Below are 1,928 nucleotides of genomic sequence, written 5' to 3' on the forward strand. Positions count from 1 at the left end.
GGGGCCTCGCTAGACTAGAGCTTAGACGAAAGGGGTACAGTCAACAGCCATAGGCCTTCGGCATATACCAAAGTGTCTGAATTTACGTTAGTAACTATAATTCATTAAAAATTTATGTGTGTTCCGCATGATTATTGCTTCTGTAGGCATACCAGTACTGTCTATCTTTTTGAGATCTAAAATCTATATACTTCTAAGCTGCTACTTTTTGTAACTCACGCTTTCTATTCTGTTTTTTTACCTCTAATATTCTACAGAAATTGTATGCGATAACTTTCTCTAATAACTCTGCCCTAACATTCTCTATGCCTCGGCGCATCACAACACCAAATTCAAAATTATGTTTTATCGTAAACATCATGGATTCGACTGCCGAACGATTATTTCGGGATTCTTTGTACTCCTCACTCTCCCACTCCTCTTCTGTTATCATGTTTTTACCCTTGGAACCACTTATACTAAATATTTCGACTCCTGCTGATAGCCATTTTGTTCGTATCTTTGCATTCGCATATCCATCATCCGTACTAACTTTTTGAGGTATTACTTCTGTCCGCATTATATGATCTTCAATCGTTCCATTCAATTCACCTGAGTCTGCCGCATTTCCCTTTGGAACTACCAAGGTTGATACAAATCCGTTTTTACTACGCCCTAATTGTGGCTTATATCCTATTTTAGGCTCACGACCCCCCTTCTTTATAAATGCTGCGTCTCCATCTGAGAGACTTAACACTTTATCTGATGATTTTATCTTCTCTTCCTTAAATACTCTCTTAGGGACAATAATCCATTACCTTTTCTAAATTATTGAGATCCTCTGTTATTAATTCTATTACTCGAATTAGTCGTACCTTTTGTGTAGGTTTTATATCGACTTCTGCCGCAGCTTTCTCTATCCTTTGTAGCTCTTTGCGTAATAGTTTATTTGCTCTTTTTGCGTGCTTTAACAATCTCTTATAGGCCTTATTGCGCTTCGTTTTGGCATTCTTCTTGCCCACATTTAAATCTATGCTTTTACATAAACCGGTCATCTCTTTTAATTTCCATTCGACTTCTGTGCTCTTTCTCGTTTCTATTGTGAATATATTTATCGTTTGAATTCTTTTATAGGCCCGTCCTACCAACCTTGTTAATACCTTTGAATCCGTTGGCCATGATGTATTCCCTTTTACGCTTGTACTATCTATCGTCAACTCTTTAAAGTCGTCTAACTCTTCTCTTAATACCATTCGGATTTGTGCACCAAATATCGCCTGCATTGTTTCACTACTTACTATGTTTACTAGTTCCAGTATCGTGCTAAAGCCAGGCATCTTTACTCCTTTGCCCTCTATTAGCAATCTCAATGTTATTGATTCGCTTATAAACACTTTTGCCTGTTGAGATTTTATACTACCTACATACCCTCTTACCATAGTAAACATAAACACTAAATAGGCAGACATCCGAGGGCGGCCTGTTTTTAACTCTAACTCCTCTGCAACTATCTCATCCTGGTTTACAACCCAGGGAAATGTTTTTGTATGTCGGTTATTCCATTCCTGATCTTTCAGGCGGCTTTTCTTCTCTTGTTTTGCATGTTGGTTTAAATCGCTATTCACCATTTCTAATATTTCGGGTTCCCGTTCTATTAGTTCCTCGCACACGCTTAAGTAATCTCTGAATCCTGTTTCTGCTACTGGTAAGAATATGCCGTTTAGCAGTGAAATTGGCTGAATGTTTTGCATTTAAAATTCTCCTTATTATGTTGATTTGTTACATACTAAGGAATCATTATACCTCTTTGTAAATTGTTGATCTATTATCCTCTCCTGATTTTTTCACATTTTTTTGCAATTTCTCTAATTTTTCATTGTAGTTACTATCGAAGCCTGAAAAATTTTGTTTATTTGCTTTTTCACTATTTTGCGTATACAGCTATTCCC

Annotated in this window: 1 pseudogene; it reads right to left on the bottom strand. The window is 36.8% G+C overall.

Features of this window, described 5'->3' with window-relative positions:
- Window positions 1-193 precede the first annotated feature (193 nt).
- Window positions 194-1,712: pseudogene (locus tag SCALIN_RS07470) on the bottom strand (ISNCY family transposase).
- Window positions 1,713-1,928: the final 216 nt, after the last annotated feature.

It is taken from the genome of Candidatus Scalindua japonica (genome assembly GCF_002443295.1).
Taxonomy (GTDB): Bacteria; Planctomycetota; Brocadiia; order Brocadiales; family Scalinduaceae; genus Scalindua; species Scalindua japonica.